This is a genomic window from Aeromonas sp. FL131, assembly GCF_049860615.1.
Taxonomy (GTDB): Bacteria; Pseudomonadota; Gammaproteobacteria; order Enterobacterales; family Aeromonadaceae; genus Aeromonas; species Aeromonas hydrophila.
Genome location: NZ_CP187595.1, coordinates 2,666,744 through 2,690,550 on the forward strand (window position 1 = coordinate 2,666,744; position 23,807 = coordinate 2,690,550).

Genomic DNA, 23,807 nt, shown 5'->3' on the forward strand with positions numbered 1-23,807 from the left:
GGTCATTTCCTAATCAGTTTGGAGAGTGAATAAAAGGGGGCCTGACGATCCTTGTCAGACAGGACCAAGGGTATATTTTCCATCAGCGGCCAAGCAATAGCCAACTCGGGGTCAGCCCAATTGAGTGTCCGCTCATATTCGGGACAGTAATAGTCGGTACATTTGTAGAGTACCGTTGATTCCTCGCTTGTTACATAGAAGCCGTGCGCAAAGCCGGGGGGGATCCAGAGGGACATGGGCTCGTCTGCGTCAAGATGCTGGCCCACCCACTGACCATGGCTGGCACTGCCCGGTCGCAAGTCAACCGCCACATCGAAGATGGTGCCGGAGATCACCTGCACCAGCTTGCCCTGCGGCCGCTCGATTTGATAGTGCAAGCCGCGCAGCACCCCTCGGTATGAACGACTCAGATTGTCCTGCACAAAACAGAAATTGCTGCCCACATCACCGCCATTCTCATAACAATGGACGGCAAACTCCTGCTGGCGAAACAGCTCCATAAAGCTGCCACGCTCGTCGGCATACTGCCGATGCTTGACTAACACCACATCGGGAATAGCCAGAGAAATAAATTCCATCAAACCGACTCTGTAATAGTGGCCTTCCTCCTACACGACTTCCCCACTTGGTAAAGGAAGAGCAAAAAATACCCTCCCCTTACCAAGGGGAGGGCCAGGGAGGGGTTCTTCTAACGTTCTTTTCTTGCACATCAGCATAAGTAACGAGCCATCACCTCTGCAAAAGCTGGCGCAACGTATCCTCAACGCCCTTATGCCAGTGGGGCAGCTCGAGACCGAAGACATCACGAAACTTGGTCGTATCGAGGAGGGAGTTAAGTGGTCGCCTGGCTGCTGAGGGATAGGCGTGAGTTGGCACGGCATTGAGTTCGCTTATCTTGAGATCACTCCCCTGCTTTCTCGCCTCGGAAAAAATAACACCAGCAAAGTCATACCAACTGGTCTCCCCCGACGCAGTCACATGATAGAGCCCATCCAACGCAGGGTTACCCAATGCCTGATCGATAGCGGTCAGCGTCACCTTGGCTAGCATGGCTGCGGAGGTGGGAGCCCCGACCTGATCGCAGACCACGGAGAGAGAAGCCCGCTCCTGCCCCAAACGCAGCATGGTTTTCACAAAATTGTGCCGATAGGGACTGTGCAACCAGCTGGTGCGCAGGATCAGATGACGGCAACCGCTAGCCAGAATGGCCTGCTCTCCTTGCCACTTGCTCAATCCATAGACATTAAGAGGAGCCGGCCTGTCTTCTTCTCGCCAAGGCCTGTCGCCACCGCCATCGAAGACATAATCGGTAGAAAAGTGCACCAGCAGGGCACCAACCCGCCTAGCGGCTTCAGCCAATGTCGTCACCGGCTGTGCGTTGATTTGATAGGCCAACTCTGGCTCACTCTCCGCTTGATCGACTTGGGTATAGGCGGCGGCATTGATGATCACATCAGGCCGAGCTAGGCCAATAAACGCCATCAATGCGCAGTGATCGACAAGCCTGCACTCATCTCTATCTGGCGCAATCAGTTGCCAATCCGATTTTCCATCCAACAACGCGATGGAGAGGGCTTGCCCCAACTGGCCACCAGCCCCCAATAGCAAGATCCGCACCCCGCTTACCGCGCACCGAAACCGGTCAGAATTGTGCGGATAGTCTTGAACACGATGAGCACATCCAACCAGAGAGAGAAGTGCTTGATGTAGTAAAAATCGTGCTCGATTTTAATGCGAGTATCGTCGGCGTCGGCTGCATATCCATGTACCACTTGCGCCCAACCGCTAATTCCCGGCCGCACAATATGGCGATACATATAGAATGGGATCTCCCGCTCGAATTGATCGACAAAGGTACGTTGTTCCGGTCTTGGCCCGATCAGGCTCATATCCCCTTTGAGTACGTTGAAGAACTGCGGCAGTTCATCGATACGCAGCTTGCGGATCACCTTGCCCACCCGGGTTACACGCATATCTCCCGCTTGAGCAAACTGCGCACCAGCCTTTTCCGAATCCTTGCACATGCTACGGAACTTATAGATACAAAAATCCTTATTACCTTTGCCAACCCTGTTCTGCAAAAACATCACCGGCCCTGGACTTTCCAGCTTAATCAGGATGGCAGTGATCAGCATAATGGGAGAAACCAGCGGGATGGCAATCAATGCAGCCAGAATATCCATCCCCCGCTTGATAAGCGCATATACGGGAGATGGCAGTAAGGAACCAAGCTGGTTTTCATGTAGATGATCGATCTTCACTCTACCGGTAAGTGCCTCACTAATCTGCTTGATGTGGTAGACAGGAATATGTGCCAAAGCGCAGCGAGCCAAGAATCGCTCCCACTCTCCAGCCAATCTGTCATCCCGCAGGTCGGCCACCACCGCATCAAAACGTACGGCCCCCAGATCCGGTTTGTCCAGCAAACGCCACTGCACGCTGGAGTGCCTGGTCAAGGCCTGGTAGTCACCAAAGGGCAACAAGGCATACTTGGGGGTCCGGTAGCGGCGACCGATAAAGTAGGCCAACCAGCAACAAAGCAGGGCCACCACATATGATTCGAACGGAACCTGTCGGCTGTAAGGCAGGCGCAGGAAGAAGAGGCTCCCAACCAACGCACCGTAGAGGGTAGTCACCGTGGGGATCATATAGGCAACCGGACTGGCCCCCGGGTAACGCAAGAAACGATACAACACCATTCCCGTCAGCAGAAAAGCGATAAAGGCTCCACCCAGAGTATTAATCCTGACCGCATCAAGATAGTTCCAAAATCCCCAACCCCAGCGCTCTATCGCTGGTAGGCAGACTGCAAGCAAGGCCCCTAAGATGAACAAAGCTGGAGGGCTGAAAATAACACGCTCATACCAGCGTGAATGACGACGTTGATAACTCACATAGACCTCTTGGTTTAATCTATTTAAATAGACTTCTCGCCAGCCACATCAAAATAAAAAAGCATTTTTAAATATTTTTCAATTACAATGCTTTCATCGAATGACGATATAACCCATTGCCTCGCTCTATCCCCCATCGCAGATCTTTTTTCTACATCCATATTAATAAAACCCTCCAAACTGAAGATAAGAGATTGTACATTTTTTACTTGACACATAAGCCCTGTTTCACCATGTAAGACCACATCTCGACAACCAGGTGCATCACTCACAATGGTAGGTTTTGCCATAGCGGCGGCCTCTATCATGGTGCGTGGAATTCCTTCTCTATATGAGGGAAGAACAACACAGTCAGCCTGAGCAATGATGGGACGAACATCCTGTGTTGTGCCCAAGTACTCAACTACCCCTTCATTAACCCACTCATTGATCTGCTCTTGACCAATATTGCTTGGGTTAGCGACACCGCAGGCACCTAACAATTGAAATATCGTATTCGGATACTTGGCTTTTATATGTCGAGCGGCCTCAACATACTCCCCCACACCCTTATCCCATAGCATTCTGGCAACTAATAGGAAGCGAATTTTCCCATCATTATTTGGATTTAGCAGCGGTGCAAAATAGTCAGTATCAACACCCTCCCCATGTAACACCATCGTCTTATTTTCTGGCACCAAACCACGCTTCACAAACTCACTGCGGTCATCTTCATTCAAAAACCAGATAGCTTTAGGGAAACGAAATGCCACCTTATATAGGAAACTGGCAATTTTAGAAACTAAATTGTCGTTGACGAAGGTATAACCAAGTCCTGTGGTAATAGCTAATGAGGGAACATTACAGTAACGAGCAGCCAGTGAACCATAAATATTGGGTTTGATAGTGTAATGAATAATAAAATCAGCACTGAGCGAGCGATATATTTTTGCTAATCGTATCGCCAGCTTAATATCTTCAACGGGATTTACCCCTTTCGCCGACATATCAAGATGGATAAAATCACAACCTAGCGCCCTGATTTTGGGTGCCGATTCATCCTCAGGCGCTACAACCGTCACTCGGTAGCCAGCACTTAGCATCGCGGCCATCACGCCACGGCGAAAATTCCACATAGACCATGCCGTATTGGCAACCAAGCAGAGATGTGCATTCATTATTTACCCTGATAAATAGAAAGCCATTTTTTACAAACTGAATCGATTGAATAGCGTCCAACGACTCTACTACGAGCTAATTTTGTCAACTTATCCTTCTCAGCCATAGGCAATGAGAGCGCCTTGACTAACGCATCAGCTAACAGTTGACTATCTCTTGGCGGAACAAGAAAGCCTGCATCACCAACCACCTCTTTTACTCCACCACAGTCTGTTGCCACTACGACTCGTTCGCAAGCCATTGCCTCAGCGACGACCAGCCCAAATCCCTCCCATGCCGACGACAATACAAATACATCTGCCGCGCTCATCCACTCATTAACATCTCGCCGCAGGCCAAGAAAATGGACTCGGTTACTTAAACCTAGTTGAATTACTCTCGCCTTAAGACTTTCTTCCTCCTCTCCGGCACCGATAATTGCTAACCGGGCTAGCTCATAGGAAGAAGGCAAAGCAGAGAATGCCGTTAGTAGATTAGGATAATCTTTTTGCACATTGAGACGTCCCACCGCCAGCAAGAGAGGGACATCCTCTGCCAATCCCAACTCAGCATGCAGTCTTATTCGGCTAACAGAACTAAATCTAAAATGGTCAGTATCAATGCCATTGTGTATGGCAACCATTCGTCCAGCAGGAACAGCTCCTTGTTGAACGAAGGCATCGACCGCCTCTTGACTGACATTAGTGCTTATATCACATAAGCGATCTGTCAATCGATAGGCAAGTATTCTCCCCCTTCCTCCTTCATTCGTATTATGTGCGGTACACACTAATCTTGGAATGTCAGTTGTCAACCTTAGTAAACGAGCAAAAATATTTGCATGCACCATATGGCTGTGCACAACATCAGGCTTAAATTCATTTATCAAGCGACGTGTTGATTGATAGGCCTTGATAAATCCAAATGGACTTTTAGCCATCTCTAGCTCAACTAACTTTACAGCTATCGATTGAGGGCGATTAACAGAGCTTCCCGTTAATGAAACTAGCAGTACTTGATGACCTAATTTAGAAAGGCAATCAACTAAATCACATACCTGTCGTTCAGCGCCCCCCATGCCTAGCCCGGTAATAATCATCATTATTTTCATGTGATAAACTCAATCTTTAAATTTAAAAAAAATAGTTTTAAATAACAATCTAACCCTTGAGTTTTTTAACGTTAAGCCATTATAAAAAATGTAAAAAAAAGAAAGCATCTTATTGCTTGATAAGATTTTAAAAAAAATTTCAAAAACAAAAGCATCTTGTGGCTTTAACTTAGTTCGCTCAGCCAAATAGAAACTTTCAATAAAATCAATACTAGGTTTGTGAAGTAATGGACTTCTCTTTGTGTCATCCTTAAAAAGAGATATAAATGCTTTTAAATAACCTCTATTTTGGTAACCAACCACATTACTGTCATGCTGCCTATATAAAAAAAGCACTTCATTTAAAAAAATTATCCGACCATAAGATATCGCATAAAAAGTCAGAACTTGATCATGCATGTACCAATATATATCACCTTGGTTACGCACTAAATTTATCAGGCTTTTATTAACGACGAGAGCACACCCTTGTATACCACCATTATGAAACATAATATTATTAAAATTTGCGACTAATCCATTTGGCGGATACACATTTATAGAAAGGTCATCTAAGTTTTTATTTACAACCCGACCATTTACATAAAGTAAACACGGCTCTTGAATTCCAATAATTTTTGAGAGAGATATTTCTATTTTATTAGGCAGCCAAATATCATCTTGATCAGCAAAAAAAACATACTCTGCAGTGGATACTTTAATCAACTCAAAAAAATTTTTCCCTGCCGAACGAGCCTTTATATCATCAATAACAAATTTAATTCTTGAGTCAATCGAACAATATGACTCTATTATATTTACTGTTGAATCTGTTGAGCCATCATCTCTTATATATAAAGTGAAATTAGAAAAACTTTGACTTAGAATAGAGTTAATTTGTTCTGGTAAATACTTTTCACCATTATATGTAGCTAACAAAATATCAACGGTCATACATATCCATTTATCAATCTGTTATGGTTTTTATGGCTTTAGCCGGAATCCCTGCGATCACGACATTATCATGAAAAGAATGAGTGACCACAGAGTTCGCTGCAACAACGACGTTTCGCCCCAATTTAACACCGGATAGAATTTTAACATTATCTCCAATCCATACATTTTCTCCTATGATCGTTTCCCCTTTTATGGCGAGAGGCCGATTTTTAGGCATAATATTTAATAACTCGCTTGAAAAAGAATGATCATGATCTGTTATCAGTACATCGCTTCCGATCAAACAGCCATTCCCTATACTTACCATTGATGCTGAGGCGATATGAACATTTTGACTGCATGAGACATGATGACCAATACGAATCACCCCTGAATCAATTGCGTCAATCCAAGATTGATTGCCTATAAATACATAATCTCCAATGAATACTTGCTTAGTATTTGTAAAAGATACATTTTTACCTAATTTGAGGTCTACACACCTAAAGCCTAAAGAAAAAAATACATTTCTAATGCGACATGATATAAAATTTGGTATTTTCATCAATTTTATAATAAATCTATCTTTTGCCATTTACACCACCACCTTTATTTTATTTGCATTAATGCTTGCAATGACAATTGCAACAAAAACCATTGATTTAAGTAAAGTCGCACTTACATACAAAGGAACTTTTATATATATCCCAAGAGCAATAATGAAAGAAAAAAACGATACCAACCTTCTTATTATCATATTTGCGTGAGGATCTAAGCCATAACAACCTGATATTATTTTAGCTGTAATATAAACCAAGTTAATTGTTGCCAACACACCAACAATCCCATATGCCGCATAATTTATCACAAATGCAGAATCTGAAGATCTATTAATTTTTGATGCGAATATATCACCATCACCTATATATATATTATCCCCTAATATAACATTTTCTATTTCAGGAACAAACAAATGATTGTCAATTAAATCATTTGTAGAACCAGAGGCAACATCACCATTTGCAACATTAATAAACAATTCCAATGCGAAATTCAAAACAGAATTAATAATGGCATTATCACTCGCATATAATATAAAGACAGTTAAAAAAGACATTACCATTACCATCATCAATTCTTTAATTTTTTTTATGGCAATCAAACCCAATGTAAGAAAAACCAAATAATATATAAGCCCGGTTCTCCCAGATAAAGCGGTTAATGTTAGTAACATTGGCTGCATTATAATAAACACTAAGTAATATCTATTTTTTAAGGCAGCGATACTTATAAAACAAAAAAAAGAAAATGCCAGCGATGTATCCCAAATTGATAATCCCTGTAAACCTATTCCCCTAAGGGAGTTTGTCGCAAATTCTAACCAATGCCCATCTAACGCAGTTATTTCTATAAATCTAATACGGAATGGCGGGTTTGTTATTTGAACATATAACAAAGCAATCATAAAAATCAAAAAACTGCACACACCAGATAACAGCGAGGAAAAATGTATTTCTTTGATTTTATTTTCAATCAAGTAGTAAAACATTAACGAGGATATTATAGCTATACTAAATTGCTTTAGTTGCATACTAATAAATAAAAAATCACCATCGTCAAAAAAAACAAATAACACTAACGAATAAAAAAACAAGAATACTAAAATGACACTCTGATACAGAAAATAGTGTTTTTGATAAAAAAAACGAATTTTATATACTTGCTTACCTCCTAGCGAAAATAAAAATTTAGCCGTAGACAAAATAAATATGATAACACTTACACTTAATACTCCATAAGGTGTCTTATATGCACCGCCAAATATCAAAAGAAGAACAAAAAAAACATAGAATATATTACCTATGGCAATATTGGTGACGGCCATATATTCTAGCCTCTAATTTTATTGATAAACAAATTAACAAAACATAGTGTTCTAATTAGATAAAAGCCTATGTTTCCATATGCATATGATATATTATATTTTGCATTGGATGGATCAAAAGTATAGCCTTGCTCTGTATATATAGTCTTATAATACCAAGGAGCTACAAACTGTAAAAAAAGCTTATACTTTATAGTCAAATATGTGATCTTTGTTATTTCACGACGATTTAACTTATCCTTTATCATATCTAAATATAAAACACAAAAATTGTAAAAGATATTATACCCCCCCTTGTTTTTTACCGCTATGTTTTTAAAATAAATGCGATCATCAATCACAAACTCTTCAGCACAAGCATTCAAAAAAATACTTGTGTGTGGAAACATTGCATCAACATCTTGTCGCGCGTGTTCAATTTTTCCTAATTGAGATTTCCATATAGAAAATCCAGAACTCCAAGTATTTTGAAAGCTGGTTGCACGAATAAATAAGTCCTTGCTTGTAAAATTCTTTTTTCCTAACTCAATTTTCAAAGTACCATTAGAAAAAAAAATGAGCGGTTTTCGACTGATATTATCTTTTGCTTGTTTAAGAAATCCCCTGAATTGGCCTAACATGAAACTACTATAATCATTGTGTAGTTTTAACAAAGCCCCATTGCCCAACTTTAGAGCTTCGATTGAATTATAAAATCCTTTTATTGGATTTTTATAATATACAATATTAATACCTTGAGCTTGTAGTGTAACTGCATAATTTTTCGTATCATCTCCATCAGAGTTATCTGATATTACAATTTCATATTCAGAGGTATCACAGCCATCATTGATGATTGAGTTGATAGTTTCTTGGAGATACGTCAGTCTATCTTTTGTAGGAATGCAAATTGAAAGATATATCATAAAACACCACTTGAAATTAGTTTTCTAACTTGAATATAAAAAATAAAAGACACTAAAAACTCAATCCCTAGTAACGATACAGAGACTCCATACTCAGCATACTGCTTCGATAATATGTATATTAGTAGCCCACCGAATATGCCTGTAACTATATATGTCATGCTAAAGGCTTTGCTTTTTCCCAGAGGCAATAGTATCTGCGCCCCTAGCAAATTACCAATACCTACAATTGGTGGTATTATTATTAATACTTTAAGTACGTCAGAAACACGAAGATTTTCAGCCCCATAAAAAAGTTTTACTATCTGTTCTGAAAAAACAAAAATAGTCACACTGAATATCGACAGTGGTAATATGAAATATATAAAGGATTTTTTTATTAACTGCTTCGCTTTATTTTTCGATTCCCCCATAAGTCGGCTTAAACGAGGATATAATGCTTGAGATACAGGTCCAATAAAACCTTGCAAGGCGAGTCTAATTTTATCCGCCGCTGTAAATACACCAACACTTTCTGTCCCTGATGTAAAGCCCAGGATAATAGGGATGCTATTCGTATATAAACTAACAAATATTGTAGATATAAATACGTGCCAACCCAATTTAAATTGCCTAATGACATCGCTTATTTCAACCCTGTTAATACAAAGGAAATCCATTTTAAATGCAAATACAAGAGAAAGCATGCCTGCCAGTATCGCAGTACCGCCCTGCAACAAAACGGCTATATATATATCCCCACTACTCTTGACAAGAAAAAACACTAAAATGGTACCAATTAGCCTAGCAGTAAAGTTGCTAATCGCTATAAAAACCATTTTCTCACATCCTTGAAACAACCATACGGGAAATATCGCCGTGCCAATAATAATCGAAATCCCACACAAAAGAGCCAATATTAAATCATGGCTACCACCATATATACTATATGATTTTGCTAAAATCAAAATAATGCATATGGAAAGTGTTAATAAACATATTTTACAAATAGAAACACTTAAAAAAACCCTCCCTATATGTTTCTTGTTATCACGATTAAGAGCGACGTCTCTAGTTGCTGAGAAATTGAATCCATAATCCGTCAATATGACTAAATATTGCACAATGCCTAGTATGAGACTATAGATACCAAAATTATCAATCCCTAGCACCCTGACTAAATAAGGAACAACCAAAAGTGGCAGTAAATAATTTACTGTCTGTATACTAAACAATGAAAATATATTTTTTATTATGATTTTGTCCATGTCAATCTCATCCAATTATTACCATCTATTGAATGTCACATTATTAATGATTTTGTTATATTCATTGACTGATATATTGACGTACTGACTGAATTTTTTTGTTGTCTTTTTTAATTGAAAGCGACTGCATTGTCTAAACAAATCCCTTGCAAATCTTTCAGCGATAGCTGTGGTTGGAATTCAAATGGCCATTCAATGGCGATATCTGCATCATCCCACTTTATGCTAGCCTCGCTTTGAGGGGCATAATACTCTGTCGTCTTGTAGAGAAACTCCGCTGTTTCACTCAAGGTCACAAACCCATGAGCAAACCCTTCCGGGATCCAGAGCTGGCGTTTATTCTCGGCTGAAAGGTGAACTCCGACCCACTGACCAAAAGTGGGGGAACTTTTGCGAATATCGACCGCGACATCAAATACCTCACCAGCAACACAACGCACCAGTTTGCCTTGGGCGTTAGGGGGGAGTTGATAATGTAAACCTCGCAGCACGCCTCTGCTAGATTTGGAGTGATTGTCCTGAACGAAATTCACCATGCGGCCAATGGCTGCTTCAAATTGCTGCTGGTTAAAACTTTCAAAGAAAAACCCGCGCTCATCACCAAAAACTTTGGGCTCGATAATTTTTACGTCGGGGATTCTAGTGTCGATGATGTTCATTTTGATCTCGGGAATCAGGATTCGGGAGCAGGGAATGGGGAGTAGGAAGTCGGGAACCGTCAGTGACAAATCCCAATGCGCTATTCACCAATCCCCTTTCACTTGCAAACCATCTTTAGTAGATATTGACCATAAGCATTCTTTGCCAACGGAGCCGCGAGTTCACGCACTTGGTCGGCAGTAATAAACCTCTGGCGATAGGCAATCTCTTCCGGGCAGGCCACCTTCAACCCCTGACGAGTTTCGATGGTCTGAATGAAATTGCTCGCTTCAATCATGCTCTCGTGAGTGCCAGTATCCAACCAGGCATAGCCACGGCCCATCATGGCGACCGACAGGTTACCCTGCTCAAGGTAGATGCGATTCACATCGGTAATTTCGAGCTCACCACGAGGCGACGGCTTCAGGCTCTTGGCAATCTCCACCACGCTGTTGTCATAGAAGTAGAGCCCCGTCACCGCATAGTTGCTCTTGGGCTCCAGTGGCTTCTCTTCCAGTGAAATAGCCGTTCCCTGTTTATCAAACTCAACAACCCCATAGCGCTCAGGGTCATGCACGTGATAGGCAAATACGGTGGCGCCGCTCTCTTTTCCTGCTGCGGCCTCCAGCTGCTTCTGCAGGTCGTGGCCGTAGAAGATGTTGTCACCCAACACTAGGGCGCAGTCATCATCACCGATAAACTCTTCACCCAGAATAAAGGCCTGCGCCAGCCCATCCGGGCTCGGCTGTACCTTGTATTGCAAGTTCAAGCCCCACTGGCTGCCATCTCCCAGCAGCTGCTCGAAGCGAGGAGTATCTTGCGGGGTGCTGATAATCAAAATATCGCAGATCCCCGCCAACATCAGGGTGCTCAGCGGGTAATAGATCATCGGCTTGTCATAGATGGGCAGCAGCTGCTTACTGACGGCCATGGTGACAGGATAAAGACGAGTGCCGGAGCCACCGGCCAGAATAATGCCTTTACGTTTGCTCATAGTGCTTTATTTCTTATTTTTGAATGATGTAACCCAGCAAAGTGAGTGCGCTTAAATAACATTCATTTTGCGTTTATCCCTACTGGAGCGTGGGGTAGTATACCGACGCTACCTATATTTTCTTATTCGTGATTACCCACTAAGCTCAGCCATGCCGTGAAACTCACAGAAAACTGAGTTCTGTTTGGCGGTAGTCGTCTCTTTTGCCCTCTAAAGGGTCGTTAAAGTAGACTAGGGCAAACTCTTTTGAGTCTTTATGTGGCACTTTGTCCACAGTGGCTGCGGATCATGGGTAATCACGTTCTTATTTACCCAAGATCTCGGTCAGCATCCGTTCGACACCGACAGTCCAGTCCGGCAGGCGCAGGTTGAAGGTGCGCTGGAATTTGCTGGTATCCAGGCGGGAGTTATGTGGGCGCTTGGCCGGCGTTGGGAATGCGCTGGTCGGGACGGCATTGACCCGAGTCACCGCCAGTTCAACGCCGGCTTCTCTGGCTTTGGCAAACACCAGCTGGGCATAGTCAAACCAAGTGGTGGTGCCGGAGGCGATCAGATGATAGAGACCCGCCACCTCCGGTTTGGTTTGCGCCGCGCGGATCGCATGGGCCGTGCAATCAGCCAGCAATTCGGCCCCAGTCGGCGCACCGAATTGGTCGTTGATGACCGACATCTCGCTGCGCTCCTTGCCAAAGCGCAACATGGTCTTGGCAAAGTTGGCGCCACGGACGGCATAGACCCAGCTGGTGCGGAAGATCAGATGGCGGGAGCAGCGTGCGGCGGCCTGTTCGCCCGCCAGCTTGGTCTCGCCATAAACATTGAGTGGCGCGGTTGTATCGGTTTCCACCCAGGGCCGCTCACCGCTGCCATCGAACACATAATCGGTGGAGTAATGCACCAACCAGGCACCCAATGCTTCCGCTTCTGTGGCAATCGCCGCCACACTGGTCGCGTTGAGCAGCTCGGCAAACTCTCGCTCACTCTCGGCCTTGTCAACTGCGGTGTGGGCTGCGGCATTGACAATCACATCCGGCTTGAGCAGACGCACCATTTCCGCCACGCCGGCCGGATTGCTGAAATCGCCGCAATAGTCAGTGGAGTCAAAATCAACTGCAGTGATGCGCCCTAGCGGTGCCAGTGCACGTTGCAGCTCCCAGCCTACCTGACCGTTTTTGCCAAACAGCAGAATATGCATCAGGCACGCTCCCCATAGTTTTTCTCGATCCAGGATTGGTAAGCGCCGCTCTTGACGTTATTGACCCACTGCTGGTTATCCAAGTACCACTGCACGGTTTTGCGAATACCGGATTCAAAGGTCTCTTGCGGTTGCCAAGCGAGCTCAGAGCTCATCTTGCTGGCGTCGATGGCGTAACGGCGATCATGACCGGGGCGATCGGTGACATAGGTGATCTGATCGCGATAACTTCTTCCCCTCATCCCTGACCCTTCTCCCGCAAGGGGAGAAGGGAATTGAGCCCCCTCACCCCGACCCTCTCCCCCAAGGGGCGAGGGAGAAAGGGGCACCATCTCATCGAGCAGATCACAGATGGTGTGCACCACCTCGAGATTCTGCTTCTCGTTGTGACCACCGATATTGTAGGTCTCGCCAATCACGCCAGTGGTGACCACGGCATAGAGTGCACGGGCATGGTCTTCCACATAGAGCCAATCGCGGATCTGGTCGCCCTTGCCATACACCGGCAGCGGCTTGCCATCCAGGGCGTTGAGGATCACCAGCGGGATCAGTTTCTCGGGGAAGTGGTAAGGACCGTAGTTGTTGGAGCAGTTGGTGACGATGGTCGGCAGGCCGTAAGTACGGCGCCAGGCGCGCACCAGATGGTCACTTGAAGCCTTGGAGGCAGAATAGGGGCTGCTGGGGGCATAGGGGGTGGTTTCGGTGAAGAGCGGCAGTGCAACACCGGGGGTCACTTCATCCGGATGGGGCAGGTCGCCATACACTTCGTCGGTGGAAATATGGTGGAAACGGAAGGCTGTCTTGCGTTCCTCGTCCAGACCGTTCCAGTAGGCGCGAGCCGCTTCCAGCAGCATGTAGGTGCCGACGATATTGGTTTCGATGAAATCGGCAGGGCCTGTGATGGAACGATCAACATGGCTCTCGGCGGCCAGGTGCATCACGGCATCCGGCTGGTGCTGGGCAAACACCCGATCCAACTCGGCGCGATTGCAGATATCCACCTGCTCAAACGCATAACGCTCGCTTGACGATACATCGGCCAGGGATTCCAGATTGCCGGCATAGGTGAGCTTATCGAGGTTAACAACGGAATCTTGGGTATCACGGATGATATGGCGCACTACAGCAGAGCCGATAAAGCCTGCGCCACCGGTAACGAGAATTTTCATAAATATGTGTTCTCTTGCGAGGAGTGAATACAGAATTGGGTATCGAGGGTATGGAATGGCAGGCTGCTGCAGCTCCGTTGATTAGCGCTAAGGAGCAACAAATAACCTTTTTTATCCAGGTTATACAGCACAACGATTGCGCTTATATATTGAGCAAACACAGGGGTAATGCCATGGCTACCGCCCCTAGGTTACAGCCCCCAGTTTGCTGCTTTTAGCCAGATTTTGCTTGCTGTTGATCATCGTGTCCTCCAGCCTTGTTATACGTTGACAGCGGCTATGCATAATCACGACTGACTACGTCAAAGATGGCGCGTTTGTGCAACACCTCTAAAAATACACTGCCTTAGCCCGATTCGACGTCGGATTTTAACCCTTTTTTTATAGAAATGAACAGTTAATAATGAGTGACATTGGCGGTCTCGACCTAGATTCGATAGAGAACGAGTAGATTCTTATGAACAACAACTGAGTTATGTGATAACAAGCGCTCACATTATTCTCGCGAAGCATAGCTCGCTGCTACCGCCCTACCTCAAACGTTTCAGCAACATAGAAGAGCTGCTGCCCTGACTGTACCTGCGGGGTATTTCCACTGGGGACTATCAGGAGGCGCTGGTCGCGTTGCTCGGTGAGTAGTCCAAGGGGTTGTCGGCCGCCGCCTGAAACAGCACTGGGGGGATGAGCATCGGGAGTGGAGCCAGCGGGACCTGAGCCTGAAGCGGTATGTGTACTTTTGGGCTGACGGGATATACAGCAACGTGCGTATGGGTGACCGGCTTTGCTTGCTGGTGATCATCGGCGTAACAGAGCATGGCAATAAGAAGCTTGTTGCGGTCGAGGATGGTCTGAGGGAGTCTGAGTCCAGCTGGACAGAGCTCTTGCTGGGGCTGCGAGCCAAAGGACTGGACAAGGGCACCAAGCTTGCCGTCGATGATGGCGCCCTGGGTTTTTGGCGAGCGCTAGCCAAGTACTATCCGGACACGGTCCACCAACGGTGTTGGGTACACAAGACCGCTAACGTGCTGGCCGTATTGCCTAAATCAGTGCATCCCAAGGAGATGGAGAAACTGACAAAAGACTGGGAGCTGCTGCTGGCGTTCTATGATTTTCCGGCGGATCACTGGGTGCATATCCGGACGACGAATCCGATAGAGTCGACGTTTTCTACAGTCAGGCTACGAAGTAATAGAGCGCGGAACTGTGGCTCTCGGGAGACCACGCTGGCGATGGTTTACAAGTTGCTTGAAGTGGCACAGAAGAAGTGAAAGCGACTCAAGGGATTTGCGCTGCTGAAGCTGGTAGTGAATAACGTGAAATTCAAGGACGGAGTACAGGTGCTGGATGAGTCAGACAGGAGCGCTGCCTGACCGACTGCATACACCAGATTTGACAATAGCTCCGGCTGTCTGGCCCGCAATCCAAGGTGGGTGATTCTGTTCGGCGCGGTATTGTGATTGAGCTGACCGATGGCAGCGATTATCTGCCGAGCAGACAGGGTTTTGTAATCACGTAAGTCATACATGGTTAGGCTTCCTTCAAATGCAAACAGCCCCTCGGCGTGAGGGGCTGTATTGGGTTGTCGTGTGCAGTTGCGGGGATGATTGTCTATAGCGATTGCTTGAGACGGTTGATGTCTCGCTGATAACAGCGGCGGTGACTGTGCCAAATCACCCGCTCGGCGGCCTCCAGTAGTGCAGTGGTCAAGGTGCGCGGCAGGACCAGATTTGCCCCATCCCAGTTCTCCAGGTCCAGCACGCTGTAATGCACTAGGCTAGCCAGCTGTACATTGAGCTTGTTGGTGAGCTCCAACGCAATGAACTCCTCGATATGGGCCCGGAGCCTGGCGATAGCGGCCTCGGTCTCCCTTGGTGGTGCCGTAGGAATTGTCCTGCTCATGTGTGGCTACTCCAATCTGGTGCGTCATTGCTGCCGTGGTTGACGTAGGCTCCTACAATCACCCGTTGCCACTCGCCGACCGGTTGACCCGCCGAATTACAAGGACAACGAAAGCGAGCGAAGTTAATCTCTCGTGGCAGGTGTTCACGCATGTCACGGGGACTGACAAAGAGCATGGTCTTGTGCAGCACCGGGTTGGGTACAACAAGCGGACCGCCGATACGCCGTCCTTCGATATCGTGGGCATAGGCAAAACCTGGCAGCATCAACTGCTGGGCGATGAGCTTGGCCAGCCCAGGATGTGCACACATAGCTTCCGCCACGGCGGCCTGACTAAAGCTGTCGATGAACTCAATCATGCTGAGCTCCTTTGATGTTTGATGTAAGTCCAGAAGGGATGAATCGGGGGAACATGGATTACAGCATTCCACGCTCAGCCAGAGAGACGACCCCTTCGGCGCCAATCACCAGGTGGTCGAGCAGGCGGACTTCCACTAGCGCAAGGGCATTGCGCAGCACTTCCGTAATTTGCTTGTCCGAAAGGCTTGGCTCCGGGTAGCCTGAGGGATGATTGTGAGTGCAGAGGATGGCCGCACTGTTAAGCGCCAAGGCTCGCTTAACCACTTCTCTTGGATGCACACTGGCAGCAGTCAAGGTCCCGTGAAACAGCTCCTCCAGGGCGATGACGCGATGTTGATTATCGAGAAACAGCACGGCAAAGGTCTCCCGCTCTCGCCCTTGAAGCAGGGTTTGCAATCGTTGAGCAGCCATCTGGTGAGAGGTGATAGCTGAACCTTTGGCAAGGCGCTTACGGGCAATCTGGTTGGCCATATGCAGCAGGTCTTGCTCGGTCACCGGTTCGGTAACGACATAGGTGCCGGGGTATTCCCCGGCCTTGAGTTTGTGGTAACGCATGTGGGGTTCTCCAAATAAACAAAACCCCGGCGCACATACAGCATGTCGGGGTCAAAGAGAGGTGGTTGGGGCACGTTGAAGGGGAAGTTCAGGTGGCTGCGGTAATGGCTCCTGCTGTGGTGGCGGGTTCACTCTTCATCGCATCAGCGACTCTGGAACCAACACGCTAAGCGGGATAGCCAGCGCTAGGCTTAATCGCCCGGCCAGCTCATAGACGGGGTCCACCGTGTCGTAATCTGCCACCCAAGTGGCCAGGGCTAGCCCGCCAGCCTCTACTGCCCGCAAGCCCTGCACGGTCAGGCCACTGTCACGCACCACCTGTGCCTCTCCCTCCCGATTGATGGCCTCAAGTTCAACTGCTATCGGTTGTTTTGGCATCTTTTACCTCCTCTTGAGATAAGGGGTCACTCTCGACGTGATAGTCGTGATGGATGCAGGCACGCTGCAGGTCACTCATAAAGCTCCCCAGTATACGGGGCTGTTCCGAGAGCGGAACGGGACCTGCTTGGCAGCGCCAGAAACAGCGCCGCGTGGGGTCCACACAGATTTCATCGACAGGCTGGCTCATGGTGCGCCAGTCCTCGGCATTGGTAAGGGAGAGCAGTTGCCACTGCACGCCAGACCAGCGCAGATGCAGCGTGATGGTGCGGGCGTTCGGGCTACCAGGGGCCAGGTGCAGCAACCAGCGCTCACCCCGGCGAGTTGGCTGCAGCTTGGCTTTGGCTGCGACCAGCCCCAGCCACTGGCGTGAGGTGTGGGAGAGCGGCAGTTCGTTAGTCATCACACACCCCCTAATCCCCGCTGACCGTGACGGTGAAATACCCCAACCGGGCGTAGCTAATGAAATTGCTCTGCCACAGGGCGAACAGTTCGCGTGCTTCCACGCTGGGCAGTGGTCCCCAGCCCTGCAGATAGTGCTCGTCGCAGGAGAAGTTGAAGTCGAGCTCCTTGCAGAGCTCGACATCCTGGCCGAGCCCCTGATAACTGAAGTCGGTGATGTAATCGAAGACCCAGCCGTGTAATTCACGAATAAGCCGAAGCTCTACCGGATGGACGCCACCCGCTTCGGCACTGTAGTCGGGGCTGCGAAAGTTAAAGGTCAAGATCGAGAGATTGGTGAGATCAGGCTGCTGCTTCCGCACGACTTTGCGCAGCAAGTCAGGCAACGCAGGCGAAATAGGCAAGGCCATCCCTGCCAAGTGAAATGGCATGGTCATCATGGTGTGTCCTTTTCATATCGAATGTAGGGTGCATTAATCCCTGAACCAGCGCCAAGCGCGGTAGAGACCGTAGGTAGCTGCTAGGGGATCAGCCAGCGAGGTAGCTGTGATACCCAGTAACAAACCGACTGCGGCGGTCGCTGGCTGGCGCTGTAACGTACCCGAGGTGATTTCTGACAATGTTGCATAAGAGGATCGATTATCCACTGTGCGAAGAGCCTGATGTGCGATAAAGCCAGTGGTGATGAGCTGGTTAATCTGCTTGCTATAGTGAAATCCCTCGATGCACCAGAGAACGAAGTGCTCACAGTTGTTAAAGAGCATGCTGTAGTGCGCCTCTCCAAGCCGAGAGTAGGCTCGGTCGATGCTCTCCTTCCGGTTATAGGCACGTGCACTATGAAGCAGGATACGGTAACCCTGCCCCTCGCTAAACTCGGCAAGCGTGGTGATGGCTATCTGACCGGAATGTACTCCGGCACTGAAGCCTTTGTAGTGGATGACCAGATGGTCCCCAAGATAGAGACCGTGGTGCTGGTAACCGGTGCGGGGGGAAACGAGGTGGTCCCCGGATTGTAGTACTGTCATGGTAGATCCCTTGCTGTAATGATAATGGTGAACCGCATAAACAAAAGGGGCACCATGATGGCGCCCCTTAGAGGATGAGATAGGTCGTGATGCCCTGTAAGTCAGAGGAGGCTTTACACTTTCCTTGGTGAAAAGCGAGGCGCATCACATCTTGAGAGAACGCCGCCCCCCTTCTTTGGTGGCTAACAGTTTGATGAATTCAGGGGCCCACTTTTTCCCCGAAACAACATCAATAACCATCGTGTCGCTCATCTTCGGAACGTTATAAATGAATTTAATAATAATGCCACCCAAGCTATTGCCATTGATGGTTGCAAGCGTTTTCAAAAGTCCCATATTACCAACCCATTTTATTAATAGTCTGATCATAATCATCTACATTAGATGATGCGTCATATCAGTTGTCTTTAGTAATCAGCCAGTAAAGTAATCCAGCCAATATCGGATCGATAATCAGTCCGAGAATGAACCAACCCCAGAATGAACGTCCGTTACCAGAGGCAACAAATCCCAGTAGTAAAGCAAGTCCACACCAGATCAGGATTAATGGCATGAAGAATCTCCTGTAATTTATATATGGCAAAAGAAAGCCTGGCCGATAGGGTAAGCTTATCGAGTGAGCGGGGTAACATAGGTGCAGTCAGTTGACGAACAGTTGGCCAAACTCGATACAGCTGACAGGGCGCTAGTGTTGGAGGTAGTTGATAAGCTGATAGCACAACTTGCCCTTTAATGGCTCACTGTGTGCACCGATGACTTACTGATGCCGATAACTTGAGAGGCCGCAATGTATCTCCCAAGGTGGTTTGTGACGATTTTTACTTGTTGTCTCCTGATGATATCTATCTGAGATCCTTTTCAATCAGACTAAATAGCTGTTCCGAATAGTAGATCACTGGAGGAAGGGAACCGTGAATTCAGATAATAAGTGCAATGCCCATGGTGCATAGGAGAGAGGCGGTCAACTACCAGTTAGGGTACGCTTCTTCTCGCCAAAGAAACAAAGCGATACACCATGAAATACCAGCAGTTGACCGAGGGGCTACGATACCAGATTGCCTGCCTCCGTGACCATGGCCTGTCACAGGCCCGCATTGCCAAACAGCTCGGGGTTCATCCATCGACTATCAGTCGTGAGCTTCGTCGTAATTGTGCTGGGCAGGCCTATCAGCCGCAGCAGGCTCACCAACTTGCCACGGCACGACGGCTGACGAGTCAGAAGCGTACTGTCCCGTCTGATACCATCGACTTTGTTTGCATGGCGCTGGTCGCGGACTGGAGTCCCGAGCAAATCAGTGGCGTTGGAGACATGATTAACTGCCCGGTTAGCCACGAGTGGATATACCGCTATGTGGCACGCGACAAGGCCAACGGTGGCACGCTATACCGGCATCTGCGTCAGGGTCACAAACGCTATCGCAAGGGTAAGAACAGCAAACGCAGTGTCATTCCCAATCCGGTATCGATTGATGAACGCCCTGCGATAGTCAATGAGCGGAGCCGTGTGGGAGATTGGGAAGTCGATACCGTGTTGGGTAAGCAAGGCAGCGGTGCAATAGTGAGTCTGTTGGAGCGTAAGAGCCGGCTCTACCTGGTTCAATACGTTCCCAGCAAAACAGCCAGCGCGGTGGCGGACACCATTATCAGCATGCTGAAACCCTACCAGGCACATGTCCATACCATCACAGCTGACAATGGTAGCGAGTTTGTCGAACATGAACGTGTTGCAGCAGAGCTGGAAGCGCAGGTGTACTTTGCGCATCCATACAGTGCATGGGAACGGGGACAGAATGAGAATAGCAATGGTCTGCTGCGGCAATATGTGCCCAAAGGCAGTGATTTGAGTGTGGTGACAGCAGAGGCACTGTCAGCCGTCGAAAAGCGGCTGAACTTCAGGCCGCGCAAATGCTTGGGATTTAAACAGCCACAGGTGGTTTTTGACGAACTTCTGAAAGCAGCCTGATTTTTAATCGGGAATTGCACTTCGAAGTTGAATTCGCGACTCAGTCCAGTTTGTGCGATCTCATTAGTCGCCAAACAAAACAAGCCACACCCAAAGGACTGAGTTGATGCCTATCCTACCACCCCTGCCACGGTCACAACGGCGCCGCATTCACAAAATCATCCATTCCACGCGTGATAAAGGGCATGCTCGTCGCTTGATGGCCATCTTGCTGTTACATGAAGGACGTACGGTCACCGATGTTCATCACCTTACCGGCGCTGCTCGCTCGACCATCGGCCGTTGGCTTCTTCGGTGGTATCGGGATGAAGGCCTGGGGGCTCTAGAAGCCTTGCCGGCTGGCCGTGCCCCAGTCTTACCTGTCGCCAAGATTGTCACTTTACTGGTGCTGCTCATGCAGTTTTCTCCGCAAGATTTTGGTTATCAGCGCAGCCGCTGGTGTACCGAACTATTGGCTATCAAAATCAATCGGTTAACAGGCCTCAATATGGCAGCCTCCACGCTCCGTCGATGGTTACCGCGTATGGGCATTGTCTGGCGAAGGCCCGTGCTGACCTTGCGGATAAAAGACCCAGCCTATCAGGAGAAAATGGCGGATATCGACGCTGCGCTGGCCCGCTGTGATGCCGATAATCCGGTGTTTTATGAGGATGAAGTCGATATAGACCTCAATCCCAAATTAGGGGCCGACTGGATGTTCAGAACGCAGCAAAAGCGGGTTGTCACACCGGGACAGAACGCGAAACATTACCTGGCAGGCGTTCTCCATGCAGGCAACGGAAGAGTGCTTTACGTCAGTGGGATAAAGAAAAACTCATCCCTGTTTATCGCCATGCTGGAAAAGCTGCGTCGCCACTACCGACGAGCCAAAACCATCACGCTGATCCTCGATAACTACATCATTCACAAAAGCAAACAGACCGAGCGATGGTTGAAGAAAAACCCCAAGTTCTGCCTGGTATTCCAGCCAGTTTACAGTCCTTGGGTTAATCACATAGAACGGCTGTGGCACAAGTTGCATGAAACCATCACGCGCAATCATCAATGTAGAGGGATGGCCAACCTGCTGGCTCGAGTGAAACACTTCATGGATACCGTGTCTCCTTTCCCGGGGAATGGCTATGGCACAGCAAAGGTGTAGCACTATTAGGATCAGTTATTTAGGTGTTCAGTCCCAGAGAGTCATGGTGCATTATTGGACTCTTATCAGGAGGATGCACTTTGGCAGCAGGTCTTCATGGCTCAGCCCGCACAACACCGAGAATTCGAGCCGAGCTCCAAGCGTCGAAAGAGTCGACGCGCAAACTTGCCGCTCGATACGGATTGAACGTCAAGACCGTCGCTAAATGGCGCTCTCGAACCACCACCACTGACAAGCCGATGGGGCCGACCAACCCCAGATGTGCTCATCTGTCAAAGGAGGAAGAGGAAATGGTCGTGGAGTTCAGGCGACGAACCCTTCTGCCTCTGGACGACTTGTTGGGGCATTTGCGCGAAGCCCTCCCGCAACTAACTCGCAGTGCCCTTCATCGCTGTCTTATACGACATGGCATTAGCAAGCGACCCAATCAGCAACAGAACAAAAACCAACGTGGACAGTTTGAACCGACAGAAATGGGTTACTTGCATATCGACAGTTGCGAGTTACGTCTGGAGGAAGGCAAGCAACACATGTTTTTGGCCATTGATCGTGTCACCAAATTTACCCACGTGGCGTTCTTTGATGCGCCGACCAAGCAAAATGGAGCTGCATTTCTTGAGGAAGTTGTGGCGGTCTACCCATACACCATTCATACCGTCCTCACAGACAACGGTATCGCCTTCACAGAGCAGGCAAGATACAGGAATGGCCCAACCAACCGTCTCGTTGGGCACGTTTTTGATCGGGTTTGCCGTCAACATGGCATAAAGCACAAACTGACCAAGCCATATCATCCATGGACCAATGGGCAGGCCGAACGAATGAACCGAACGGTGAAAGACGCCACAATAAAGTCTTTTCACTATCCAGACTTCGATGCATTGAAGGCCCATGTGCGGGCCTTTATCACTGCTTACAACTTCGCGAAGCATCTAAAAGCCCTGAGATGGAGAACCCCGTTTAAAACTATCTGCGATGCCTGGATTAAAACACCGGATCGTTTCAAGCTTCAACCGCACCACCTCACATCGCCGTCTCGGCCAATGAGCGCCGATGATACCCGGACTGCTGCTTCCAGTGAGTCAGCCCCTCCTTGCGTATCACCAGAACCGCTTCATTACGTGGATGCCCCTTTTCCCATAAACCGGCATTCTTGCGCGGCGGAATACGAGGCCTCGGCTGCCACGATGTCTTGGGTCACCGGGTCCACCGCCAGATGCAATTTGCGCCAGACCCGGCGCTTGTCATGGCCATGCTTTCTGACCTTCCATTCGCCCTCGCCAAACACTTTCAAGCCGGTGGAATCGATAACCAAATCGGTAACCTTGCCCTTGGGTGGCTGGCGGTATGCCACCTTCACGGTGCTGGCGCGCTTGCTGACACAGCTATGTAGTCGGGGGCACACAGCGGCACATTCATCAGCTCAAACAGCGAGTCGAGCAGGCCCTGTGTCGCCCGCAGGGAGAGGTTGAAAATGCCCTTGAGCATGAGAAAGGTACAGATGGTCTGGTCGGTGTAGAGGGAGCTTCGTCCCCGTCGGCCATGATGTTCTTGATGGAACCAGTTATGAACGACATGCTCATCAACCCAGAACGTTAGCGAGCCGCGTTTGACCAGGGAACGGTTGTACTGTGACCAGTTGGGTATGGCGTGAAGCGACTTGCCCATGATGCTGATTTGAAAAGGGATTTGGTGATCAGATCACCGTCTCCACCATAAGTTCAATTCAGGTCACTCTGATTTGGGAAACGCCTCTCAAATCATATAACTTTAACTTTTAATGAAATTATTTTAAGTTTTAATCATGTTAATTTAAGTTTTAATGCTGATTTCATTGTGTTACCATCCAGAAAAGAATGCAATTTGCCATGATTTTTGTTTCTGTTTAAAACAGTTGATATCAATAATCACGCAATGAAGAATAATCCCAGTGAAAATGAAAAAATTGTACGAGTACAGCCAAATGAATTCTATAACTATCAATCTATGATAGCCA

General features: G+C 47.6%; 24 protein-coding genes and 4 pseudogenes. 4 read left to right on the forward strand and 24 right to left on the reverse strand.

All coding sequences use genetic code 11. From position 1 onward, the window contains the following. Positions 1-2 precede the first annotated feature (2 nt). The 14 genes from rfbC (ACPW75_RS12270) to rfbB form a co-directional block, all read right to left on the reverse strand. Positions 3-578: a dTDP-4-dehydrorhamnose 3,5-epimerase gene (gene rfbC / locus ACPW75_RS12270; protein ID WP_077095364.1), complete on the reverse strand. Its 576-nt coding sequence runs from the start codon at positions 576-578 to the stop codon at positions 3-5. A 151-nt stretch (positions 579-729) separates the two neighbouring features. Beyond that, entirely contained in the window at positions 730-1,617 is an 888-nt protein-coding gene (gene rfbD, locus ACPW75_RS12275; protein WP_077095363.1) for a dTDP-4-dehydrorhamnose reductase, read from the reverse strand. A 5-nt stretch (positions 1,618-1,622) separates the two neighbouring features. Next, positions 1,623-2,894, reverse strand: coding sequence for a sugar transferase (locus ACPW75_RS12280; RefSeq protein ID WP_425904311.1), 1,272 nt, complete (start codon positions 2,892-2,894; stop codon positions 1,623-1,625). A gap of 23 nt (positions 2,895-2,917) precedes the next feature. Then, a complete protein-coding gene (locus tag ACPW75_RS12285; RefSeq protein WP_077098372.1) occupies positions 2,918-4,051 on the reverse strand; it encodes a glycosyltransferase family 4 protein in 1,134 nt (377 codons plus the stop codon). Continuing rightward, positions 4,051-5,142, reverse strand: coding sequence for a glycosyltransferase (locus tag ACPW75_RS12290; RefSeq protein ID WP_077098374.1), 1,092 nt, complete (start codon positions 5,140-5,142; stop codon positions 4,051-4,053). The genes ACPW75_RS12285 and ACPW75_RS12290 overlap by 1 nt, the downstream gene beginning before the upstream one ends. 9 nt (positions 5,143-5,151) lie before the next feature. Next, entirely contained in the window at positions 5,152-6,075 is a 924-nt protein-coding gene (locus tag ACPW75_RS12295) for a glycosyltransferase family 2 protein (RefSeq protein WP_319874297.1), read from the reverse strand. Between the two features lie 13 nt (positions 6,076-6,088). Next, a complete protein-coding gene (locus ACPW75_RS12300) occupies positions 6,089-6,652 on the reverse strand; it encodes a DapH/DapD/GlmU-related protein (RefSeq protein WP_319874298.1) in 564 nt (187 codons plus the stop codon). Further along, entirely contained in the window at positions 6,653-7,942 is a 1,290-nt protein-coding gene (locus ACPW75_RS12305; RefSeq protein WP_319874299.1) for a hypothetical protein, read from the reverse strand. A 5-nt stretch (positions 7,943-7,947) separates the two neighbouring features. After that, positions 7,948-8,847 (reverse strand): glycosyltransferase family 2 protein, encoded by a 900-nt coding sequence (locus ACPW75_RS12310; RefSeq protein WP_319874300.1) that lies wholly within the window; start codon positions 8,845-8,847, stop codon positions 7,948-7,950. Beyond that, the gene (locus tag ACPW75_RS12315) at positions 8,844-10,094 is read right to left on the reverse strand and encodes a flippase (RefSeq protein WP_077098336.1); all 1,251 of its coding nucleotides are present in this window, start codon (positions 10,092-10,094) and stop codon (positions 8,844-8,846) included. The genes ACPW75_RS12310 and ACPW75_RS12315 overlap by 4 nt, the downstream gene beginning before the upstream one ends. 110 nt (positions 10,095-10,204) lie before the next feature. Continuing rightward, positions 10,205-10,753, reverse strand: a complete 549-nt coding sequence (gene rfbC / locus ACPW75_RS12320; protein ID WP_077098334.1) for a dTDP-4-dehydrorhamnose 3,5-epimerase — start codon at positions 10,751-10,753, stop codon at positions 10,205-10,207. A gap of 98 nt (positions 10,754-10,851) precedes the next feature. Next, on the reverse strand, positions 10,852-11,727 hold the full coding sequence (rfbA, locus tag ACPW75_RS12325; RefSeq protein ID WP_425904312.1) for a glucose-1-phosphate thymidylyltransferase RfbA: 876 nt from the start codon (positions 11,725-11,727) through the stop codon (positions 10,852-10,854). Positions 11,728-12,031: 304 nt separating this feature from the next. Beyond that, on the reverse strand, positions 12,032-12,919 hold the full coding sequence (rfbD, locus tag ACPW75_RS12330) for a dTDP-4-dehydrorhamnose reductase (RefSeq protein WP_077098331.1): 888 nt from the start codon (positions 12,917-12,919) through the stop codon (positions 12,032-12,034). Further along, complete coding sequence (gene rfbB, locus ACPW75_RS12335) at positions 12,919-14,088, reverse strand: dTDP-glucose 4,6-dehydratase (RefSeq protein ID WP_077098329.1); 1,170 nt, start codon at positions 14,086-14,088, stop codon at positions 12,919-12,921. Before rfbB ends, rfbD (ACPW75_RS12330) begins: the two co-directional genes overlap by 1 nt. A 510-nt stretch (positions 14,089-14,598) precedes the next feature. Here rfbB and ACPW75_RS12340 point away from each other — a divergent pair. After that, positions 14,599-15,458, forward strand: a pseudogene (locus tag ACPW75_RS12340) (IS256 family transposase); the annotation flags it as partial. A gap of 238 nt (positions 15,459-15,696) precedes the next feature. Here ACPW75_RS12340 and ACPW75_RS12345 read toward each other — a convergent pair. The 9 genes and pseudogenes from ACPW75_RS12345 to ACPW75_RS12385 form a co-directional block, all read right to left on the reverse strand. Next, positions 15,697-15,987: a hypothetical protein gene (locus ACPW75_RS12345; protein WP_077098352.1), complete on the reverse strand. Its 291-nt coding sequence runs from the start codon at positions 15,985-15,987 to the stop codon at positions 15,697-15,699. Continuing rightward, positions 15,984-16,346: a hypothetical protein gene (locus tag ACPW75_RS12350; protein ID WP_077098350.1), complete on the reverse strand. Its 363-nt coding sequence runs from the start codon at positions 16,344-16,346 to the stop codon at positions 15,984-15,986. Before ACPW75_RS12350 ends, ACPW75_RS12345 begins: the two co-directional genes overlap by 4 nt. 58 nt (positions 16,347-16,404) lie before the next feature. Continuing rightward, a complete protein-coding gene (gene radC / locus ACPW75_RS12355) occupies positions 16,405-16,902 on the reverse strand; it encodes a RadC family protein (RefSeq protein WP_059168617.1) in 498 nt (165 codons plus the stop codon). Positions 16,903-16,990: 88 nt separating this feature from the next. Further along, positions 16,991-17,280, reverse strand: a pseudogene (locus ACPW75_RS12360) (hypothetical protein). Then, the gene (locus tag ACPW75_RS12365; RefSeq protein ID WP_077098346.1) at positions 17,255-17,683 is read right to left on the reverse strand and encodes a hypothetical protein; all 429 of its coding nucleotides are present in this window, start codon (positions 17,681-17,683) and stop codon (positions 17,255-17,257) included. The pseudogene ACPW75_RS12360 and the gene ACPW75_RS12365 overlap by 26 nt, the downstream one beginning before the upstream one ends. A gap of 10 nt (positions 17,684-17,693) precedes the next feature. After that, entirely contained in the window at positions 17,694-18,119 is a 426-nt protein-coding gene (locus tag ACPW75_RS12370) for a DUF2787 family protein (protein WP_077098354.1), read from the reverse strand. Positions 18,120-18,155: 36 nt separating this feature from the next. Continuing rightward, positions 18,156-18,707 (reverse strand): lecithin retinol acyltransferase family protein, encoded by a 552-nt coding sequence (locus ACPW75_RS12375; protein ID WP_077098344.1) that lies wholly within the window; start codon positions 18,705-18,707, stop codon positions 18,156-18,158. 144 nt (positions 18,708-18,851) lie between these two features. After that, positions 18,852-19,076, reverse strand: a complete 225-nt coding sequence (locus ACPW75_RS12380) for a hypothetical protein (RefSeq protein ID WP_143239044.1) — start codon at positions 19,074-19,076, stop codon at positions 18,852-18,854. Between the two features lie 28 nt (positions 19,077-19,104). Next, positions 19,105-19,260, reverse strand: a complete 156-nt coding sequence (locus ACPW75_RS12385) for a hypothetical protein (protein ID WP_099993921.1) — start codon at positions 19,258-19,260, stop codon at positions 19,105-19,107. A gap of 462 nt (positions 19,261-19,722) precedes the next feature. Between ACPW75_RS12385 and ACPW75_RS12390 the strand changes: the two genes are divergently transcribed. The 3 genes and pseudogenes from ACPW75_RS12390 to ACPW75_RS12400 form a co-directional block, all read left to right on the forward strand. Beyond that, the gene (locus ACPW75_RS12390) at positions 19,723-20,670 is read left to right on the forward strand and encodes an IS30-like element ISAeca1 family transposase (protein ID WP_012564931.1); all 948 of its coding nucleotides are present in this window, start codon (positions 19,723-19,725) and stop codon (positions 20,668-20,670) included. Between the two features lie 106 nt (positions 20,671-20,776). Next, the gene (locus ACPW75_RS12395; protein ID WP_077098418.1) at positions 20,777-21,811 is read left to right on the forward strand and encodes an IS630 family transposase; all 1,035 of its coding nucleotides are present in this window, start codon (positions 20,777-20,779) and stop codon (positions 21,809-21,811) included. An 80-nt stretch (positions 21,812-21,891) separates the two neighbouring features. Further along, a pseudogene (locus tag ACPW75_RS12400) lies at positions 21,892-22,836 on the forward strand (IS481 family transposase); the annotation flags it as partial. 1 nt (position 22,837) lies between these two features. Here the strand turns inward: ACPW75_RS12400 and ACPW75_RS12405 are convergent. Continuing rightward, positions 22,838-23,479, reverse strand: a pseudogene (locus ACPW75_RS12405) (IS5 family transposase); the annotation flags it as partial. Positions 23,480-23,807: the final 328 nt, after the last annotated feature.

Excerpts from the sequence above, each read along its gene's own strand:
- rfbD (WP_077098331.1), bottom strand. The coding sequence starts at position 12,919 with ATGCATATTCTGCTGTTTGGCAAAAACGGTCAGGTAGGCTGGGAGCTG.
- ACPW75_RS12390 (WP_012564931.1), top strand. The coding sequence starts at position 19,723 with ATGAAATACCAGCAGTTGACCGAGGGGCTACGATACCAGATTGCCTGC.
- ACPW75_RS12385 (WP_099993921.1), bottom strand. The coding sequence starts at position 19,260 with ATGCCATTAATCCTGATCTGGTGTGGACTTGCTTTACTACTGGGATTT.
- ACPW75_RS12365 (WP_077098346.1), bottom strand. The coding sequence starts at position 17,683 with ATGACTAACGAACTGCCGCTCTCCCACACCTCACGCCAGTGGCTGGGG.
- ACPW75_RS12380 (WP_143239044.1), bottom strand. The coding sequence starts at position 19,076 with ATGATCAGACTATTAATAAAATGGGTTGGTAATATGGGACTTTTGAAA.
- ACPW75_RS12315 (WP_077098336.1), bottom strand. The coding sequence starts at position 10,094 with ATGGACAAAATCATAATAAAAAATATATTTTCATTGTTTAGTATACAG.
- ACPW75_RS12345 (WP_077098352.1), bottom strand. The coding sequence starts at position 15,987 with ATGAGCAGGACAATTCCTACGGCACCACCAAGGGAGACCGAGGCCGCT.
- ACPW75_RS12375 (WP_077098344.1), bottom strand. The coding sequence starts at position 18,707 with ATGACAGTACTACAATCCGGGGACCACCTCGTTTCCCCCCGCACCGGT.
- ACPW75_RS12310 (WP_319874300.1), bottom strand. The coding sequence starts at position 8,847 with ATGATATATCTTTCAATTTGCATTCCTACAAAAGATAGACTGACGTAT.
- rfbA (WP_425904312.1), bottom strand. The coding sequence starts at position 11,727 with ATGAGCAAACGTAAAGGCATTATTCTGGCCGGTGGCTCCGGCACTCGT.
- rfbC (WP_077095364.1), bottom strand. The coding sequence starts at position 578 with ATGGAATTTATTTCTCTGGCTATTCCCGATGTGGTGTTAGTCAAGCAT.
- ACPW75_RS12290 (WP_077098374.1), bottom strand. The coding sequence starts at position 5,142 with ATGAAAATAATGATGATTATTACCGGGCTAGGCATGGGGGGCGCTGAA.
- rfbB (WP_077098329.1), bottom strand. The coding sequence starts at position 14,088 with ATGAAAATTCTCGTTACCGGTGGCGCAGGCTTTATCGGCTCTGCTGTA.
- ACPW75_RS12395 (WP_077098418.1), top strand. The coding sequence starts at position 20,777 with ATGCCTATCCTACCACCCCTGCCACGGTCACAACGGCGCCGCATTCAC.
- ACPW75_RS12300 (WP_319874298.1), bottom strand. The coding sequence starts at position 6,652 with ATGGCAAAAGATAGATTTATTATAAAATTGATGAAAATACCAAATTTT.
- radC (WP_059168617.1), bottom strand. The coding sequence starts at position 16,902 with ATGCGTTACCACAAACTCAAGGCCGGGGAATACCCCGGCACCTATGTC.
- rfbC (WP_077098334.1), bottom strand. The coding sequence starts at position 10,753 with ATGAACATCATCGACACTAGAATCCCCGACGTAAAAATTATCGAGCCC.
- ACPW75_RS12295 (WP_319874297.1), bottom strand. The coding sequence starts at position 6,075 with ATGACCGTTGATATTTTGTTAGCTACATATAATGGTGAAAAGTATTTA.
- ACPW75_RS12370 (WP_077098354.1), bottom strand. The coding sequence starts at position 18,119 with ATGACCATGCCATTTCACTTGGCAGGGATGGCCTTGCCTATTTCGCCT.
- ACPW75_RS12305 (WP_319874299.1), bottom strand. The coding sequence starts at position 7,942 with ATGGCCGTCACCAATATTGCCATAGGTAATATATTCTATGTTTTTTTT.
- ACPW75_RS12285 (WP_077098372.1), bottom strand. The coding sequence starts at position 4,051 with ATGAATGCACATCTCTGCTTGGTTGCCAATACGGCATGGTCTATGTGG.
- ACPW75_RS12350 (WP_077098350.1), bottom strand. The coding sequence starts at position 16,346 with ATGATTGAGTTCATCGACAGCTTTAGTCAGGCCGCCGTGGCGGAAGCT.